Origin of the sequence: Micromonospora violae (assembly GCF_004217135.1) — a bacterium.
Taxonomy (GTDB): Bacteria; Actinomycetota; Actinomycetes; order Mycobacteriales; family Micromonosporaceae; genus Micromonospora; species Micromonospora violae.
Genome location: NZ_SHKK01000001.1, coordinates 3601858 through 3619364, shown reverse-complemented (window position 1 = coordinate 3619364; position 17507 = coordinate 3601858). Strand labels below are relative to the sequence as shown.

Annotated in this window: 14 protein-coding genes; 10 read left to right on the top strand and 4 right to left on the bottom strand. The window is 71.3% G+C overall.

The annotated features are described in order from the left end of the window. Positions 1-124 precede the first annotated feature (124 nt). Together EV382_RS15885 and EV382_RS15880 are read left to right on the top strand one after the other, a co-directional pair. A complete protein-coding gene (locus tag EV382_RS15885) occupies positions 125-808 on the top strand; it encodes a class I SAM-dependent methyltransferase (RefSeq protein WP_425271903.1) in 684 nt (227 codons plus the stop codon). A 101-nt stretch (positions 809-909) separates the two neighbouring features. Beyond that, complete coding sequence (locus EV382_RS15880) at positions 910-1518, top strand: DedA family protein (protein WP_130402753.1); 609 nt, start codon at positions 910-912, stop codon at positions 1516-1518. Positions 1519-1755: 237 nt separating this feature from the next. Here the strand turns inward: EV382_RS15880 and EV382_RS15875 are convergent, their stop codons facing one another. After that, positions 1756-2409: an MBL fold metallo-hydrolase gene (locus EV382_RS15875; protein ID WP_130402751.1), complete on the bottom strand. Its 654-nt coding sequence runs from the start codon at positions 2407-2409 to the stop codon at positions 1756-1758. A 7-nt stretch (positions 2410-2416) separates the two neighbouring features. After that, complete coding sequence (locus tag EV382_RS15870; protein ID WP_130402749.1) at positions 2417-3133, bottom strand: maleylpyruvate isomerase family mycothiol-dependent enzyme; 717 nt, start codon at positions 3131-3133, stop codon at positions 2417-2419. 179 nt (positions 3134-3312) lie between these two features. Between EV382_RS15870 and rsgA the strand changes: the two genes are divergently transcribed. The 5 genes from rsgA (at position 3313) to EV382_RS15845 (ending at position 11735) form a co-directional block, all read left to right on the top strand. Continuing rightward, complete coding sequence (gene rsgA, locus EV382_RS15865) at positions 3313-4383, top strand: ribosome small subunit-dependent GTPase A (RefSeq protein ID WP_130402747.1); 1071 nt, start codon at positions 3313-3315, stop codon at positions 4381-4383. A 228-nt stretch (positions 4384-4611) separates the two neighbouring features. Beyond that, on the top strand, positions 4612-7557 hold the full coding sequence (gene uvrA, locus EV382_RS15860; RefSeq protein WP_130402745.1) for an excinuclease ABC subunit UvrA: 2946 nt from the start codon (positions 4612-4614) through the stop codon (positions 7555-7557). A 162-nt stretch (positions 7558-7719) separates the two neighbouring features. Continuing rightward, a complete protein-coding gene (locus EV382_RS15855) occupies positions 7720-8202 on the top strand; it encodes a Rieske (2Fe-2S) protein (RefSeq protein WP_130402743.1) in 483 nt (160 codons plus the stop codon). A gap of 168 nt (positions 8203-8370) precedes the next feature. Then, a complete protein-coding gene (gene uvrC, locus EV382_RS15850; RefSeq protein WP_130402741.1) occupies positions 8371-10377 on the top strand; it encodes an excinuclease ABC subunit UvrC in 2007 nt (668 codons plus the stop codon). Positions 10378-11072: 695 nt separating this feature from the next. Beyond that, a complete protein-coding gene (locus EV382_RS15845) occupies positions 11073-11735 on the top strand; it encodes a C39 family peptidase (protein ID WP_130402739.1) in 663 nt (220 codons plus the stop codon). Positions 11736-11816: 81 nt separating this feature from the next. Here EV382_RS15845 and recQ read toward each other — a convergent pair whose 3' ends face one another. Both recQ and EV382_RS15835 read right to left on the bottom strand, forming a co-directional pair. Next, the gene (recQ, locus tag EV382_RS15840) at positions 11817-13661 is read right to left on the bottom strand and encodes a DNA helicase RecQ (protein ID WP_130402737.1); all 1845 of its coding nucleotides are present in this window, start codon (positions 13659-13661) and stop codon (positions 11817-11819) included. A 75-nt stretch (positions 13662-13736) separates the two neighbouring features. Further along, positions 13737-14081 carry a hypothetical protein gene (locus EV382_RS15835; RefSeq protein WP_091403656.1) on the bottom strand — a complete coding sequence of 115 codons (345 nt, stop codon included), beginning with the start codon at positions 14079-14081 and terminating at the stop codon, positions 13737-13739. Positions 14082-14333: 252 nt separating this feature from the next. Between EV382_RS15835 and rapZ the strand changes: the two genes are divergently transcribed. From rapZ to whiA, 3 genes are read left to right on the top strand one after another with little or no spacing between them, the layout of a single operon-like run. Beyond that, positions 14334-15236, top strand: coding sequence for an RNase adapter RapZ (gene rapZ, locus EV382_RS15830; RefSeq protein ID WP_130408861.1), 903 nt, complete (start codon positions 14334-14336; stop codon positions 15234-15236). Continuing rightward, positions 15233-16300 (top strand): gluconeogenesis factor YvcK family protein, encoded by a 1068-nt coding sequence (locus EV382_RS15825; protein WP_130402735.1) that lies wholly within the window; start codon positions 15233-15235, stop codon positions 16298-16300. Before rapZ ends, EV382_RS15825 begins: the two co-directional genes overlap by 4 nt. A gap of 54 nt (positions 16301-16354) precedes the next feature. Beyond that, complete coding sequence (gene whiA, locus EV382_RS15820) at positions 16355-17335, top strand: DNA-binding protein WhiA (RefSeq protein WP_030337350.1); 981 nt, start codon at positions 16355-16357, stop codon at positions 17333-17335. The last annotated feature ends 172 nt before the right edge of the window (positions 17336-17507 follow it).

The following is a 17507-nucleotide window of genomic DNA, read 5'->3' as shown; positions in this document are numbered from 1 at the left end:
TGTTCGACAGTAACGGGCAAAACCCCGATTCGCTGGCCGAAGTGCCGTAGGTCTTCGAGTGAACTCTGCGCGGCGGCATGCGAAACCCACCCCGACCGACCGCCGCTGCGGCATGCTTGCGCCGATGAGGGATGCCGCAGCCCACGCGCTGACCGAGTTGGAACGCGAAATCGACGCGCCCGGCTCCGGTCTGGACCGGCTCCGGTTGATGCCCACCCCGTTCGTCCCCGAGGTGCGGCTGCACCTGGCCGAGGACGCCATCGTCTGGTGGGCCAGAATGGAGGCCGCCGCCGGCCACGCGCTGCCGGCACCGTACTGGGCCTCCGCCTGGGCCGGAGGGCAGGCCCTGGCCCGCCACCTGCTCGACCACCCGGAGTTGGCCCTCGGCCGCCGGGTGCTCGACCTCGCCGCCGGGTCCGGACTGGTGGCCATCGCCGCCGCGCTGGCCGGTGCGGCGGAGGTGACCGCCAACGACATCGACCCGTACGCCGTCGCCGCCGTCACCCTCAACGCGCGGGCCAACCAGGTCGCCGTCGACGCCACCGGGAACGACCTGCTCGACAGCACCGAGGCGACGGCCGACCTGGTGCTCGCCGGAGACGTCTTCTACGACCGCGAGATGGCCGACCGGATGCTGCCCTACCTGCAACGGGTCGCCGCCGCCGGTGCCGACGTGCTGGTCGGCGACCCCGGCCGGGGACACCTACCGACGGACCGGCTGGCCGTGCTGGCCGACTACCCGGTGCCCACCACCGAACCCTCGGTCGACTCGTCGCTACGCCACGTGCAGGTGCTGCGCCCCGCCTGAGACCAAACCCCGACTCAGGGGCGACCCCGAGGCCGATACCAGGGGTCACTGGGGGCTGCGACCCGATGTCCGAAGTGGCGTGGCGGCCATAGCGTCGACGCATGACGCAATGGCTGACCCAGATCGGAGAACTACCGGTTCTGCTGCTGATGGGTGCGCTCGGGCTCGTCATGCTCTTCGACGCCGTACCCCTGCTGGGTGTCCTCATCCCCGGCGACGTCGCGATCCTCGCCGCCGTCGGGGTCGGCCGCCCCACCACCGGGCTGGCCACCTTCACCGCGGTGCTGGTCGGCTGCCTGGCCGGCTGGTCGCTGAGCTTCCTGGTCGGCCGTCGCTACGCCGACCGACTGCGGCACAGTCGCGTCGGCGGCTGGATCGGCGAGACCCGCTGGACAGCGGCGGAGGGAATCCTGCGCCGCGGCGGCGGTCGGATGATGGTCGTCGCCCCGTTCCTGCCCGTCTTCAACGCGCTGCTGCCACTGGCCGCCGGCGGGCTGCGGATGTCGTACCGCCGATTTCTCGGCTGCGCGGCCCTCGGCGCGGCCGCCTGGGCCGGTCTCTACCTCGTCCTGGGCACCGCCTCCCGGTCGGTGGCCGGGCTGCTGCCGGGCCACCCCAGCCCGCTGCTGGTCACCATGGGAGTCGGGCTGGTGCTGGCGGCTGGCGTGCTGCTGGGTTTGCGGCGGCGGTTGTTCGCTGTCGTTGGCTGAGGTTTGGTTTGTTGCGGGGGTCGGGGCCGGGTTGCGGTGGGGGGCGGGGGCCCGCCGCGCCCGGCTCCGGGCGGTCAGGCTTGATCCCTGCGCCGGGCGCGGCGGGCCCCCGCCCCGTCGTGGTCCGGGTCGCGCGGGGCGTGCCGCCGCCCGCCGACGGGGTTGTTGGGCTTGGTGGTGCTTGGTCGACGGTTGGTGATCCGGTTTCGGGGTTGGGTGGGTCGGGGTGGGTGGGGGTTACCAGCCTCGGGCTTTCCACTGGGGGAGGGCGGGGCGTTCTGCGCCCAGGGTGCTGTCCTTGCCGTGGCCCGGGTAGAACCAGGTCTCGTCCGGGAGCCGGTCGAACAGCTTGTGCTCGACGTCGCCGATCAGCGCCGCGAAGCGTTCCGGGTCCTTGTCGGTGTTGCCCACCCCACCGGGGAAGAGACTGTCGCCCGTGAAAAGGTGCGGGGTGCCGGCCGGGTCGCGGTAGAGCAGTGCGATCGAACCCGGGGTGTGCCCCTTGATGTGGATGACCTCCAGCGTGCAGTCGCCGACCGCCACGGTGTCGCCGTCGGCCAGCTGCTCCGCCTCGATCGGCAGCCCCGCCGCGTCATCGGCGTGCACCAGCGCCCGGGCGCCGGTCTTGGCGACGACCTCCTCCAACGCCACCCAGTGATCCATGTGCTGGTGGGTCGTCACCACGGCGGTCAGACCACCGTCACCGATCAGTTCGAGCAGCCGGGGTGCCTCGTTGGCGGCGTCGATCAGCACCTGGTCACCGGTGCCCGTGCAGCGCAGCAGGTAGGCGTTGTTGTCCATCGGGCCCACCGACAGCTTGCTGATGGTCAGCCCGTCCAACTCCCGTACCGCCGGTGCGCCGCCGTTCGTGACGTCTCCGCTGTATGTCATGACGTTTCTAAATCCATTCCGGTGGAGTAGGTAGGGGACCGTCGGGGGTGACGGAGAGCGGGGCGCCGTCGGCGCGGCCGATCAGCCAGGCGGCGAGGTCGGGGGCGGGACCAGCGACGACCGGAGCGCCGACGCGCTCGCCGATTACCACCTCATGCTCGCTGCCGTCGAGGCGGAGCACCATCGACGGCGGCGTCGACGTCATCGCGTGATGGCTTGCCGCCTCGCGCAACAGTCGGTGGGCGAACGTCTTCGACCAGTGCGCAGCCCGGTAGTCGGCGGCCAGGTCGAGGTGGTGCACCTCGATCTCGCGCAGGCGACCCCAGACGAGCAGCGCGGCCGGCCAGGGGCCCTTCCGCGCCTGCACCGTCGCCGCCCAGGCCTCGACCGGCATCGCCGCGACCGCCTCGGCGAACAGGTCGGCCGTACGCCGCAGGTCGTCCAGGTGCGCGGCCGGTGGTCGGCCCGAACCAGCTTCGATGTCCGTCGCGCGGGCCTCCAACGAGGCGTACATCGGCAGCGCCGCCCCGGTGCGGGCCGCGGTGAGCAGGTTGACGAAGCCGTCGGCGTTGCGCGCCAGATGCGCCAGCACGTGGCCGCGCGTCCAGCCCGGCAGCAGCGACGCGGCGGCCAGGTCCGCGGCGTCGAAAGACGCGGCGGTACGGAGTAGTCGGCTGGTGGCCGCGTCCACCTCGCCCATCAGCAGCAGCGGATCCGTGGTCACCCGTCGACCCTAGCGGTCCGCCGGCGCGCCGTCGCCGGGGAAATCGCTTTCGGCGCGTCGGCGCGGGACCTACCGTCAGCGGCAGACGCGGCACCGGGACATCGGACGGAGGTGGTGATCATGCCGGACGTCACGCGCGTGTTCCGCCATCAGCCAGCTTCGACACCGATGAGGATGCCATGACAATCGATTTGACCGCCCTCGGCTGGAACGCCGAGCGGGCGGCGTACGCCGCCCGCCGCGGCGAGCACCAGCCGGGTCGGGTGGCCCGGGTGGACCGGGGGGTCTGCACGGTGCTCACCGCGGTCGGCCCGGTCCGGGCCAGCCTGGGCGGGGCGGTACTGACCGCCGCCGCGCGGGACCCGTCCGCGTTGCCCTGCGCCGGGGACTGGGTGCTGCTCAGCCACTGGCCGGACCGCCGCGTCACCGTGGCGGCGGTGCTGCCGCGGCGGGGCGCGCTGATCCGGCGTACCGCCGGTAAGGACGCCAGCGGCCAGGTGCTGGCCGCCAACCTCGACGCCGCCGCCGTGGTGGAGCCGGTGCACCCCGAGCCGGACGTGGGCCGGATCGAGCGGCTGCTCTCCCTGGCCCACGAGTCCGGTGCCCGGCCGCTGGTCGTGCTGACCAAGGCGGACCTCGCGGCCGACCCGACCGCGCTGGCCCGCCAGTTGGCCGAGGTCGCCCCCGGGGTGCCGGTGCTGCCGGTCAGCGCCGAACAGGGCCTCGGCCTGGACGCGCTGCGCGCCGAGGTAGCGCACGGCCGCACGCTCGGTCTGCTCGGCCCGTCCGGTGCGGGCAAGTCGAGCCTGGTCAACGCCCTCGCCGGGGCGGTGATGATGCCCACCCAGGCGATCCGACGGGTCGACGGCAAGGGTCGGCACACCACCACCTGGCGGGCCCTCGTGCCCATCCCCGGCGGCGGTGCGGTGATCGACACCCCGGGCGTACGGGCGGTCGGCCTGCTGGACGGGGTGGCCGGGCTCGACCAGGCGTTCGCCGATATCGCCGGGCTGGCCGAGGGCTGCCGGTACGCCGACTGCGGTCACGACGGCGAACCCGCCTGCGCGGTCCGGGAGGCGCTGCACACCGGGGAGCTCTCCACCCGTCGGTGGGAGAGCTGGCGGCGGCTGCAAGGAGAGGTGGCCCACGAGAGCCGACGGCGGGAGGCCCGGGTGGCGGCGGAGCGCCGCGGCGGGTGGCGGTCGGCCCGGCGTCGGACGACCCGCCCGCCGACGCCCGGCGGCTACTGACCGGGCGCTGCTGACCGGGTGCTCGTCGACTGATCGGACGCCCGTCGGCGGGGCGTGCGCGGCGGCGCGGCCGACCGCGCTGAGCTGGGGGAATGTGCGGGCGAGGGAAACTGTCGTACCTCGGGGCTAGAGTTGCCGAGGCGCGTTTTCCGCGCCCGCACGACCGCTCAAGACCACCCAGAGCGGGACACATCCTTCGCTTCATCTTCTCCCGGGAGTACACGCACCGTGGCCGACCGACTGATCATCCGTGGCGCGCGCGAGCACAACCTGCGTGACGTCAGTCTCGACCTGCCCCGGGACGCGCTCATCGTGTTCACCGGGCTGTCCGGGTCGGGCAAGTCGAGCCTGGCCTTCGACACGATCTTCGCCGAGGGGCAGCGCCGCTACGTCGAGTCGCTCTCGTCGTACGCCCGGCAGTTCCTCGGTCAGATGGACAAGCCGGACGTCGATTTCATCGAGGGTCTGAGCCCGGCCGTCTCGATCGACCAGAAGTCCACCTCGCGTAACCCGCGGTCGACCGTCGGCACCATCACCGAGGTCTACGACTACCTGCGCCTGCTCTACGCCCGCATCGGTGAGCCGCACTGCCCGGTCTGTGGCGAGCGGATCTCCCGGCAGAGCCCGCAGCAGATCGTCGACCGGGTCCTCGCCATGGCCGAGGGCACCAAGTTCATGGTGCTCGCCCCGGTGGTTCGCGGCCGTAAGGGTGAATATGTCGACCTCTTCGCCGAGTTGCAGGCCAAGGGTTACGCCCGGGCCCGGGTCGACGGTGTGGTGCACCCGCTGACCGAGCCGCCGAAGCTCAAGAAGCAGGAGAAGCACACCATCGAGGTGGTGATCGACCGGCTCACCGTCAAGCCCAGCGCCAAGCAGCGGCTCACCGACTCGGTCGAGGCCGCCCTGGGCCTGTCCAGTGGGCTGGTCCTGCTTGACTTCGTCGATCTTCCCGAGGACGACCCGGACCGCGAGCGCCGCTACTCCGAGCACCTGGCCTGCCCCAACGACCACCCGCTGGCCATCGAGGACCTTGAGCCGCGGGTCTTCTCCTTCAACGCGCCCTACGGCGCCTGCCCGGAGTGCACCGGCCTGGGCACCAAGAAGGAGGTCGACCCGGAGCTGCTGATCCCCGACCCGGAGCGCAGCCTGCGCGAGGGCGCCATCCAGCCCTGGTCCACCGGGCACAACCTGGAATACTTCCTGCGCCTGCTGGAGGCGCTCGGCGAGGCTCAGCACTTCGACATCGACACCCCGTGGCGGGCGTTGCCGGCGCGGGCGCAGAAGACGATCTTGCACGGCTCCGACGATCAGGTGCACGTGCGCTACCGCAACAAGTACGGCCGTGAGCGCTCCTACTACACCGGCTTCGAGGGCGTGGTGCAGTGGATCGAGCGCCGGCACGCCGACACCGAGTCCGAGTGGTCGCGCGACAAGTACGAGGGCTACATGCGCGACGTGCCGTGCGCGGCGTGCGGCGGTGCCCGACTCAAGCCCGAGGTGCTCGCGGTCACCCTGGCCGGCAAGAGCATCGCCGAGGTCTGCAACCTGTCCGTGGGGGAGTGCGCCGACCTGCTCGCCGGCATCGAGCTGACCGACCGGCAGAAGATGATCGCCGAGCGGGTCCTCAAGGAGATCAACGCCAGGCTGCGGTTCCTGCTCGACGTCGGCCTGGACTACCTCTCCCTGGACCGCCCGGCCGGCACGCTCTCCGGCGGTGAGGCCCAGCGCATCCGGCTCGCCACCCAGATCGGCTCCGGTCTGGTGGGCGTGCTCTACGTGCTCGACGAGCCGTCGATCGGGCTGCACCAGCGCGACAACCACCGGCTGATCGAGACCCTGATCCGGCTGCGCGGGCTGGGCAACACACTGATCGTGGTGGAGCACGACGAGGACACCATCCGCACCGCCGACTGGATCGTCGACATCGGTCCCGGCGCGGGTGAGCACGGCGGCAAGATCGTGCACAGCGGCTCGGTGCCGGCGCTGCTGAAGAACAAGGAGTCGATCACCGGGGCGTACCTGTCCGGCCGCCGGTCGATCCCGACGCCGACGGGCCGCCGCCCCCAGGATCCGGCACGGGAGCTGGTGGTGCACGGCGCGCGGGAGCACAACCTGCGCAACCTGACCGTCTCGTTCCCGCTGGGGCAGCTGATCGCGGTCACCGGGGTCAGCGGCTCGGGCAAGTCGACGCTGGTCAACGACATCCTGTACGCGGTGCTGGCCAACCAGATCAACGGCGCCCGGCTGGTGCCCGGCCGGCACACCCGCGTCTCCGGTCTGGAGCACGTGGACAAGGTCGTCGGTGTGGACCAGTCGCCGATCGGTCGGACGCCACGCTCCAACCCGGCTACCTACACCGGTGTCTGGGACCACGTCCGCAAGCTGTTCGCGGAGACCACCGAGGCGAAGGTCCGCGGGTACGGCCCGGGCCGGTTCTCCTTCAACGTCAAGGGTGGTCGCTGCGAGGCGTGCTCGGGTGACGGCACCATCAAGATCGAGATGAACTTCCTCCCTGACGTGTACGTCCCCTGCGAGGTCTGCAAGGGCGCCCGGTACAACCGGGAGACCCTGGAGGTGCACTACAAGGGCAAGACCGTCTCGGACGTGCTGGAGATGCCGATCGAGGAGGCCGCCGAGTTCTTCTCCGCCATCCCGGCCATCCACCGGCACCTGAAGACGCTGGTCGACGTCGGCCTGGGCTACGTCCGCCTCGGGCAGCCCGCGCCGACCCTCTCCGGTGGTGAGGCGCAGCGGGTCAAGCTCGCCTCCGAGCTGCAGAAGCGCTCCACCGGGCGGACGGTCTACGTTCTCGACGAGCCGACCACCGGTCTGCACTTCGAGGACATCCGCAAGCTGCTGATGGTGCTGGAAGGGCTGGTCGACAAGGGCAACACGGTGATCACCATCGAGCACAACCTCGACGTGATCAAGACCGCGGACTGGCTGATCGACATGGGTCCCGAGGGCGGCCACCGGGGCGGCACCGTGCTGGCCACCGGCACCCCGGAGGAGGTCGCCGAGGTGGCCGAGAGCCACACCGGCGAGTTCCTGCGCCAGGTGCTCAAGCTCGACGGTGCGGCCAAGGGCGCCGCTGCCGCCACCACCCGGGCCGCCAAGGCCAACGGCGCGACCAAGGCCCGGGCCAGCCGGAAGGCGACGGCTGCCGCGCGCTGACCTCTGTCTGTGGTTTCTCGGGTGGGGCGGGTCGGTTGACGACCCGCCCCACCCCCATTTGCCGGGTCGGACGAGTGCCGCCGTGAACCATCCGGCACAGTTGCCCGTGTGGAGAAGTGTGTCGGCCATCTACCGGCGCAGCGGGCTAGAGAGAGGCGAGGCATGAGTGACGATCAGGCGTTGACCGGTTCGGGTACGCCGACACGTCGTACCCTGCTCACCGGCGCCGGGGCGGTCGGCGCGGCCGTCGTCCTGGCGGCCTGCGGTAGCGACGACGGTGGTGGCAGCGCCGCACCCACCAGCGGTGGCCCCGCCGTGCCCAGCACCGGAGACGCCGGCGGCGGCGATCGGCAGAATGCCCAGTCGGTGGCCACCACCGCCGACATCCCGGTCGGGGGCGGCAAGGTCCTCACCACCGCCGGGGTGGTCATCACCCAGCCGACGGCCGGCCAGTTCAAGGGCTTCAGCCCGATCTGTACGCACCAGAACTGCCCGGTGACGAACGTCGACGGCGGCACCATCAACTGCACCTGCCACGGCAGCAGGTTCTCGATCGAGGACGGCTCCGTGAAGGCCGGCCCGGCCACCAAGCCGCTGCCGCCGAAGAACATCAAGGTCACCGGCGACCAGATCTCGCTGGCCTGATCCGTAGCGGGGTCGGCGGACCGGGCCGGTCCGCCCCGCCGCGGCAAGGCCGAGCCGCGTTTCCGGAGGTCGGGGTGTCCGTGCCGGGCCGACACCCCGACCTCCGGGACGTGGAGTGGATCACGCGCCCGCGCTGGGCTGTCGGTGCTGCGGACTAGGCTTGGTGGCGTGGCTGACCCCTCGACCTACCGTCCCGCACCCGGCACCATCCCGGAGCTCCCGGGGGTCTACCGCTTCCGCGACGGTACCGGCCGGGTGATCTACGTCGGCAAGGCACGGAACCTGCGCAGCCGACTCAACTCCTACTTCGGTGACGTCTGGAACCTGCACGAGCGCACCCGCCAGATGGTCACCACCGCGGAGTCGGTGGACTGGATCACCGTCGGCACCGAGGTCGAGGCGCTCCAGCAGGAATTCACCTGGATCAAGCAGTACGACCCCCGGTTCAACGTCCGCTACCGCGACGACAAGTCGTACCCCTATCTCGCCGTCACCCTCGACGAGGAGTACCCACGGCTGCAGGTGATGCGCGGTGCCAAGCGCAAGGGCGTGCGCTACTTCGGCCCCTATTCGCACGCCTGGGCCATCCGGGAAACCCTCGACCTGCTGCTGCGGGTGTTCCCCGCCCGGACGTGCTCCGCCGGGGTGTTCAAGCGGGCCGGTCAGGTCGGGCGTCCCTGCCTGCTGGGCTACATCGGTAAGTGCTCGGCGCCGTGCGTCGGCACCGTCTCCGCCGACGAACACCGGGCCATCGTCGACGGGTTCTGCGACTTCATGGCCGGACGCACCGACACCATGGTCCGCAAGATCGAACGCGAGATGACCGAGGCGAGCGAGCAGTTGGAGTTCGAGCGGGCCGCCCGGCTGCGCGACGACGTGGCCGCACTGCGCCGAGCCATGGAGAAGCAGACCGTGGTGCTCGGCGACGGCACCGACGCCGACGTCGTCGCCTTCGCCGACGACCCGCTCGAAGCGGCCGTGCAGGTCTTCCACGTCCGCGACGGCCGGGTCCGTGGCCAGCGCGGCTGGGTGGTGGAGAAGACCGAGGACCTGACCACCGGAGACCTGGTCCACCACTTCTGCACCCAGGTTTACGGCGGCGAGCACGGCGAAGCCGACGTCCCCCGGGAGCTGCTGGTCCCCGAGCTGCCCGCGGATGCCGACGCGCTGGCCGACTGGCTCTCCGACCACCGGGGCAGTCGGGTGTCGCTGCGGGTGCCGCAGCGCGGCGACAAGCGCTCCCTGATGGAGACGGTGGAGCGCAACGCCAAGGACGCGTTGGCCCGGCACAAGCTGAAGCGCTCCGGTGACCTGACCACCCGGGGCAAGGCACTGGACGAGATCAGCGAGGCGCTGGGCATGAGCACCTCGCCGCTGCGCATCGAGTGTTTCGACATCTCCCAGATCCAGGGCACCGACGTGGTGGCCAGCATGGTGGTCTTCGAGGACGGGTTGCCCCGCAAGAGCGAGTACCGGCGGTTCATCGTCCGGGGCGCCACCGACGACCTCTCCGCGATGTCCGAGGTGCTCCGGCGCCGCTTCGCCCGCTACCTGGACGCCAGAGCCGAGACCGGCGAGGTGGGCGTGGAGTCGGCCGACGACGCGGCCACCCCTCCCGATGCGGCCACCGCTCAAGGCGCTGTCGAGCCGCAGGTCGGCGTCCTGATCGATCCGACCACCGGCAGGCCACGCAAATTCGCGTACCCGCCGCAACTGGTGGTCGTCGACGGCGGTGCCCCACAGGTCGCGGCCGCCGCGCAGGCCCTCGCCGACCTGGGCATCGACGACGTGGCCCTGTGCGGGCTGGCCAAGCGGCTGGAGGAGGTGTGGCTCCCCGACGACGAGTTCCCGGTCATCCTTCCGCGCACCTCGGAAGGGCTCTACCTGCTGCAACGGGTGCGTGACGAGGCCCACCGGTTCGCCATCACCTTCCACCGGCAGCGCCGCTCCAAGCGGATGACCGAGTCGGCGCTGGACCACGTACCCGGCCTGGGTGAGGTGCGTCGCAAAGCGCTGCTGCGGCACTTCGGTTCCCTCAAGCGACTCTCGGCCGCGACGGTCGAAGAGATCACCGAGGTGCCGGGGGTGGGCCGGCGCACCGCCGAGGCGATCCTGACCGCCCTGGACAAGGACACGAAGGCCGGCGACGGCCCGGACGCGAAGCCCAGCACCTGATCCCGTGATGTCGGGGTGTCCCGGCGCAACGGCGGGCGTGATCGACTCGGGTTTTCATGATGTCGGGGTGTCCCTGGCATCGGGACCCCGCGTTTTCCTGAAACGCGAGTCGATCACGCCGCTGTGTCCGCCGTGTCGGGTCCGCCAACCACGGCGGGCCGGTGGTTTGTCGGGTTTGAGCGGTCTGTCGCGGTGGTCGGGGCCGGTGAGCCCGTTCGTCGGCCGTGTCGGTTTCGCGCGGCGGGTTCTGCCCCGACTCCTCGGGTTCCACCGCGCGGACGGGCGCAGGTGGGCGTGATCGACTCGGGTTTCAGGATGTCGGGGTGTTGCGGGCAGTGGGATACCGCGTTTTCCTGAAACGCGAGTCGATCATCCCGCGGTGCCCGCGGTGTCGGGTTTGCCAACCACGTCGGGCGGGTGGTTTGTCGGGTTTGGGGGTGGGTGTCGGGTGGTCGGGGCCACCCCGGCGGCGGAATCGCCGGCCGGGTGGGGTCGTTATACCTGGCAGACCACCGTGGCCCCCGGCCCGGTGCGGCAGCCGCCGGGAACACCCGGCCGGCCGCCCCGGTTACACCCCCTGCGACGCCCGAGCAGGTCCCTGCGGATCGCCGGCGTTGCCGTGAACTTCCCCCCGCACGGCCCCGCACCCCCCGGACGTCGTGTGGGCATCCCCCGATGCAGAGGAGCACGCCATCATGCGTACCGATCTGATCCGTAAGACCGCCCTGACCGCTGCTGGTCTCGCGTTCACCGGCGGCGCCATCGCCGGCCCCGTCACCGCCGCCTACGCCGCGTCGGACGCCAAGCCGACCACCCAGACCCAGACCGACCGCAAGGGCGGTCATGGTGAGCGGGAGCTGGGTGTGCGCTACGAAGCCCAGCCGAACTTCTACTACTGCGGCCCCGCCGCGACCCGTAACGCCCTGTCCGTGCAGGGCAAGGACATCAACGTTGACGACATGGCCAAGGAGATGGGCACCACCGAGGCCGGCACCAACTCCATCAACGACATCACCCCCGTACTGAACAAGGAAACCGGCAAGGCCGACGCCTACCACTCCGTCGAGATCAGCTCCCCGGACGCCGACGCGAAGCAGACCGACCAACTGCGCACCGACATCGTCCGCACCGTGGACGACGGGCGGGCCGTGGTCGCGAACATCGCCGGGACCAGCACCGACACCAACGGCGTCAACCACTCCTACGAGGGCGGGCACTACATCAGCGTCGTCGGCTACCACGACAACGGCAACACCGTCACCATCGCCGACTCCGCCGACCCCAACCAGGCCGCCTACCAGATCAGCGTCGAACACCTCGCCGACTGGATCGCCACCCGCGGCTACGCCACCAGCTGACAACCGCACCACCACACACCAACCGAAAGGGCCGGACCCCACCACCGGGGCCCGGCCCTTCGGCATACCCAAAAGGTGTGCTCAGTCGGTGGCGAGGACGGAGAGGATCTGTTCGCCGTACTTGGCGAGTTTGTTCTCGCCGACCCCGCTGACCCGGGACAGGTCGGCCAGTGTGCGGGGCGCGTCGCTGGCGATCTGTCGCAGGGTGGCGTCGTGGAAGATCACGTACGCCGGGACGCCCTGTTCCTTGGCGGTGGTGGCACGCCAGGCGCGCAGCCGCTCGAACAGTGACGCGGCGGCCGGGGTCAGCTCGGCCACGACGGTGGACGAGCCGCGCGGCTTCGATGAGCGGCTCGACGCCGGCTTCTCCGGTTCGCGGCGCATGGTGACCGTGCGCCGGCGACCGAGGACGTCGGCGCTCGCCTCGGTCAGCGCCAGCGTGCCGTAGTCGCCCTCCACGGCGAGGAGCCCTTCGGCGAGCAGTTGCCGGACCACACCCCGCCACTCGGCCTCGCTGAGTTCGGTGCCGATGCCGAAGACGGTCAGGGAGTCGTGACCGTACTGGCCGATTTTGTCGGTCTGCTTGCCGAGCAGGATGTCGATGCAGTGCCCGGCGCCGAAGCGCTGGTTGCGTTCGCGGTCGAGGCGGTAGACGGTGGAGAGCAGCTTCTGGGCGGCGACGGTGCCGTCCCAGGACTCCGGTGGGGTGAGGCAGGTGTCGCAGTTGCCGCAGGCGGTTGTGGTCGTCTCGCCGAAGTATTCGAGCAGTTGGACGCGGCGGCAGCGGACTGTCTCGCAGAGGGCGAGCATCGCGTCCAGGTGGGCGGCCAGGTTGCGGCGGTGGGCGAGGTCACCGTCGGACGTCTCGATCATCTTGCGTTGCTGGACGACGTCCTGCAGCCCGTACGCCAGCCAGGCGGTGGACGGCAGGCCGTCGCGGCCGGCGCGGCCGGTCTCCTGGTAGTAGCCCTCGACGGACTTGGGTAGGTCGAGGTGGGCGACGAACCGGACGTCGGGTTTGTCGATGCCCATGCCGAAGGCGATGGTGGCGACCATGACCAGGCCGTCTTCGCGCAGGAAGCGCTGTTGGTTGGCGGCGCGGGTGCCGGCGTCCAACCCAGCGTGGTACGGCAGGGCGGCGACACCGTTGGCGGTGAGGAACTCGGCGGTCTTGTCGACCGAGGCCCGGGACAGGCAGTAGACGATGCCGGCGTCGCCGGGGTGCTCGTCGCGCAGCAGGGTCAGCAGTTGCTTGCGGGGTTCCCGTTTGGGCACGATCCGGTACTGGATGTTGGGTCGGTCGAAGCTGGCCACGAAGTGGCGGGCGTCGTCGAGCTTGAGCCGGGTGGCGATCTCGGTGCGGGTGGCGCTGGTCGCGGTGGCGGTCAGCGCGATGCGGGGGACCTGCGGCCAGCGTTCGTGCAGCATCGACAGCGCGAGGTAGTCAGGGCGGAAGTCGTGCCCCCACTGGGACACGCAGTGCGCCTCGTCGATCGCGAACAGGGCGATGCGCCCCCGGTCGAGCAGGGCGAGGGTGGACCGGACGCCGAGTGCCTCCGGGGCGAGGTAGAGCAGGTCCAGTTCGCCGGCGACGAAGGCGGCCTCCACCCGCCGCCGGGCGTCCAGGGTCTGGGTGGAGTTGAGGAACCCGGCCCGGACGCCGACGGCGGTGAGGGCGTCGACCTGGTCCTGCATGAGCGCGATCAGCGGGGAGACGACGACGGCGACGCCGTCGCGGACCAGGGCGGGGATCTGGTAACACAGGGACTTGCCGCCACCGGTGGGCATCAACACCAGCGCGTCACCGCCAGCGACCACATGGTCGATCACGTCCTGCTGGAAGCCACGGAACGCGTCGTAGCCGAAGACCCGGCCCAGCACATCCAGGGCGTCGGAGGCGGTACGCAGGTCGGTGGGAGAAGCCATCCGGGGAGTCTACGAGCCGACCCCGACAGCGCCCGTGCGGCGCACCCGGTCCGGGTGCGCCCACGGGTGTGGTGGTCAGCCGGGCTGGCTGGACCGGTTGGCCAGGCCGCGCGGCGGGGCCTTCATTCCGACCACGATGTCGACGATCTCGATGTAGCGGGCCTTGTTGCCCATCCGGAAGGCGGTGGCCGCCGCGTTGATCTCCTCGAGGGTGTCGGCTTCGACCATGGTGACCTGGTCGTACTTGCCGTTCACCCCGGTGCAGACGACGTGGGTGAGCTGCTTGGCGAAGCGGCCCAGGTCGCGGGCGTGCTCGGCGGAGATCTCGTGGATGCCTTCGCGGCCGAGGGCGAAGTACTCGGGGCTGATCCGCATGAACAGGAAGCCAACGTATTTGTTCTTGTCCGCCAGGTCGTGCATCGCGCCTCCCATATGTTGGCCTTGACCTGCGGTGATCGCAATGAGCGTATAGACGATTACTGATCGTCATCAAGCGTGTGCGCTGTCGGGAGGGCGACCGTCGAACGGCCCGTCGGTGCCGCCCGGCCACGGGTGCCCGGCCGCGGGCCGTTGGCGGGATAGAGTCGCTGATTGACCAATCGCGGCCGAGGGTGGCCGCGGCGCCACGGCTTGGGGGTACTGGTGAGCGAGGCGCGCACAGCCGGTGACCGGATTGACGGCACGGCTGCCGATGACGAGCAGTTGGCGGCCGAGTCGGAGACCACCCTGGTGGTGGTCACCGGCGTCTCCGGGGGTGGCCGCAGCACGGTCGCCCGGGCGTTGGAGAACGTCGGCTACTACGTCGTGGACAACCTGCCGCAGGCCTTGATGCTGGACATGGCCGAGCTGGCCTTCAAGGCGGGCGGTGCGGCCCGGCGTACCGCGATGGTGCTGGACGTGCGGTCGCGGGCCTTCTCCACCGATCTGGCCGGGGCGATCCGGGAGCTCAAGGAGCGCGGGTTCTCGCCCCGGGTGGTCTTCGTTGACGCCGACGACGAGGTGCTGATCCGTCGGTTCGAGAGCGTTCGGCGGTCGCACCCGTTGCAGGGGGACGGGCGGCTGGCCGACGGCATCGCCGTGGAGCGCGGCCTCCTGGAGGAGGCGCGCGACCAGGCCGACGTGATCATCGACACCAGCCATCTGAACGTCAACCAGCTCCGACGTCGCATCGAGGAGCTGTTCGGCGGCGAGGACGCCCGTCGGCTGCGGGTGACGGTGCTGTCGTTCGGCTTCAAGTACGGCCTGCCGCCGGACGCCGATTTCGTGCTGGACGCCCGCTTCCTGCCCAACCCGTACTGGGTGCCGGAGCTGCGTGAGCACACCGGGCGGGAGGAGGCGGTCAGCGCGTACGTGCTGGGCCAGGAGGGCGCGGACGCGTTCGTCGCCTCGTACGCCGACCTGGTCAACGCCACCACGGCCGGCTTCGAGCGGGAGGGCAAGCGCTACCTCACGGTCGCCGTGGGCTGCACCGGTGGCAAGCACCGCAGTGTGGCCATCGCCGAGGAGTTGGCCAGCCGACTGCGTCACTCCGGGCTGGCGGCGAACGCCCAGCACCGCGACCTGGGGCGGGAATGACGACCCGGCGGGTGGTCGCGTTCGGCGGCGGGCACGGGCTCTCCGCCTCGTTGCGTGCGCTGCGCCACTGCGCCCCCGAACTCGACCTCGACATCACCGCGGTGGTCACGGTGGGCGACGACGGTGGGTCCAGTGGCCGACTGCGGGCCGAGCGGGGTGGCCTGCCGCCGGGAGATCTGCGCCAGGCGCTGGTGGCGTTGGCCGGGGATCATCCGGCCACCCGGCGCAGCGCCGGGCTGTTCCAGCACCGCTTCGCCGCCGTACCGGTGGGGGTGCCGCGATCCGACGGGGCCGACCTGGGCCCGGCGGCGGGCGACGACCCGGAGCGGGGCGGCGTGCCCGCGCGCGGCACCGACGGGGTGTCGGCCGGCACCGACGGTCTGACCGGGCACGCGGTGGGCAACCTGGTGCTCTGCGGTCTCATGGAGCTGCTCGGCGACCCGGTGGCCGCGCTGGAGCACGCCGGCGCGATGCTCGGCGCGGTCGGGCGGGTGTTGCCGATGTCCCGTCAACCGGTCGGCATCGAGGCGCGGGTACGCGGAGCCGACGCGGCCGCCCCGGACGAGGTGCGCACGGTGCGTGGCCAGCACCAGGTGGCCGTGACCACCGGGCGGGTCGAGTCGCTGCGCCTCACCCCGAGCGCCCCACCGGCCTGCGCCGAGGCCATCGAGGCGATCCGGGCCGCCGACTGGTTGATCTTCGGGCCGGGCAGTTGGTACACGAGTGTGCTTCCACACCTGCTGGTGCCGCAGCTGGCCGACGCGATCGTGTCCAGCTCGGCCCGGCGGCTGGTCACGTTGAACCTCGCCGCGGAGAAGGAGACCCTCGGGCTCTCCGTCGCCGACCACCTCGCGGCGCTGCACTGGTACCTTCCCGAGCTCAAGGTGGATCTCGTGCTCGCCGACGCCAAGGCGGTGGGTGACCCCGAACCGGTCGAACGTGCGGCAGAATCGCTGGGTGCCCGCCTGGTCCTCGCCCCCGTCGCCGTTGTCGACGGGACTCCCCGCCATGATCCGGCTGCCCTGGGCGCCGCGCTGGTGCCTGTCCTGGGCGCCGATCGTTAGACACGTACGTAATCTCCGGCGACACGCCGGAACAGGTCCGTGAGGGGACGCACAATGGCGATGACGGCCGCGGTCAAGGACGAGCTGAGTCGGGTCGACGTGCCCAAGCCCTGCTGCCGGCGGGCGGAGATGGCCGCGCTGCTGCGCTTCGCTGGCGGGCTGCACATCGTCTCCGGCCGCGTGGTGGTGGAGGCTGAACTGGACACCGGGGCGGTGGCCCGGCGGTTGCGCCGGGAGATCGCCGAGGTCTACGGCTACCCCAGCGAGATCCACGTGCTGGCCTCCGGTGGGCTGCGCAAGGGCAGCCACTTCATCGTGCGGGTGGTCAAGGACGGCGAGGCCCTGGCGCGGCAGACCGGCCTGCTCGACGTGCGGGGTCGCCCGGTGCGCGGGCTGCCCCCGCACGTGGTGGCGGCCAACGTCTGCTGCGCGGTCTCCGCGTGGCGGGGCGCGTTCATGGCCCACGGCTCGCTCACCGAGCCGGGCCGCTCCAGCGCGTTGGAGATCACCTGCCCGGGGCCGGAGTCGGCGTTGGCGCTGGTCGGCGCGGCCCGCCGCATCGGCATCACCGCGAAGAACCGTGAGGTGCGTGGGGTGGACCGGGTGGTCGTCAAGGACGGTGACGCGATCGCCGCGCTGCTCACCCGGATTGGCGCGCACTCCAGCGTGCTGGCCTGGGAGGAGCGTCGGGTACGCCGTGAGGTGCGCGCCACGGCCAACCGGCTCGCCAACTTCGACGACGCCAACCTGCGCCGTTCGGCGCGGGCGGCGGTCGCCGCCGCCGCACGGGTCACCCGTGCGCTGGAGATCCTCGCCGACGAGGCGCCCAACCACCTGACCGACGCCGGGCGGCTGCGCCTGGAGCACCGGCAGGCGTCGCTGGAGGAGTTGGGCGCGCTGGCCGACCCCCCGCTGACCAAGGACGCCATCGCGGGGCGGATCCGCCGGCTCCTGGCGTTGGCCGACAAGCGGGCGCGCGACCTTGGCATCCCGGATACGGAAGCAGCCGTCACGCCCGACATGCTCGTGGTCTGATAGGACGGTGGGGCCGCACGGTGCGTCCGGGAGCACGACCCGGCGCAGCGTGGTCTCGCACGCTCGGATAAGGTCGCTGAGTACGGCAAGGGGGCCGACACCGGCACTTCTCGTCGTGCCCACCGCCTCGGGCGGTCAGGTCCTCAGACCGCGCGGCGGGGTGGCCGAGATG